Annotated in this window: 1 protein-coding gene; it reads left to right on the plus strand. The window is 66.7% G+C overall.

Features of this window, described 5'->3' with window-relative positions; all coding sequences use genetic code 11:
* Window positions 1-136 precede the first annotated feature (136 nt).
* A partial coding sequence (locus ACIA6A_RS41385; RefSeq protein WP_396103637.1) for an IS481 family transposase occupies window positions 137-1,124 on the plus strand: 988 nt, incomplete at its 3' end.

Raw genomic sequence — 1,124 nt, forward strand, 5'->3', positions numbered from 1 at the left:
TGTGATGTCCCCAGACGTTGGTCGAGGGGTTGTGACCACTCGATCTGAGGATCTTGGATCGATCTGGTGAACAGATGAAGGCCTCCAACGCTGCAGTGGAGTTGTCGAGAAACCACTGAGCAGGCTGGAGGCCTTCATGTCCCACGCTAACGCCGCCCTGACCCCGAGGGCGCGATTGCGGCTGGCGCGTCTCATCGTGGATGACGGCTGGTCACCCGCACGAGCAGCCGAACGCTACGACGTGTCCTGGCGCACCGCGAACAAATGGGCCCAGCGTTACCGCACCGAAGGCCAGACCGGCCTGACCGACCGATCCTCACGACCCCACCGCCAGCCGACCCGCACCCCGGCGCCCCTCGAACGTAAAATCCTGCACCTGCGTCGTAAACGCCGCCTCGGACCCGTCCCGCTCGGCGCCCAGCTTGGCCTGGCACCGTCGACCGTGCACGCCGTCCTGGTCCGCCACCAGGCGAACCGGCTCTCGCACCTCGACCGCAGCACCGGCGAAACGATCCGCCGCTACGAACACCCAGCACCCGGCGACATGCTGCACGTCGACGTCAAAAAACTCGGCAACGTGCCCCACGGCGGCGGCCACCGCTACCTCGGACGACCCCAGGGCAGCCGAAACCGGGCAGCGACACCGGGCAAGGCACGCAGTAAACACCGCGGCCCACTGATCGGCACCGCTTACGTCCATACCGTCATCGACGACCACTCCCGTGTCGCCTACGCCGAAATCCACGACGACGAAACCGCCCTCACCGCCACCGGCGTGCTCCGCCGCGCGGTCGCCTGGTTCGCCGAACGCGGTGTCACCACCCGCCGGGTGCTCTCCGACAACGGCTCGGCCTACACATCACACCTCTGGCGCGACACCTGCGCCGAACTCGGCATCACCGTGAAGAAAACCCGCCCCTACCGGCCGCAGACCAACGGGAAGATCGAACGGTTCCATCGCACCCTGGCCGACGGCTGGGCCTTCGTGAAGTTCTACTCCACCGAGAAAGCCCGCCGCGCCGCCCTGCCGGCCTTCCTGCACGATTACAACCATCACCGACCCCACACCGCCATCGGCGGCCTGCCACCCATCACACGGTTGACCAACCTCACCGGACATCACA

Source organism: Actinoplanes sp. NPDC051494, assembly GCF_044454705.1.
In the GTDB taxonomy this organism is placed as follows: Bacteria; Actinomycetota; Actinomycetes; order Mycobacteriales; family Micromonosporaceae; genus Actinoplanes.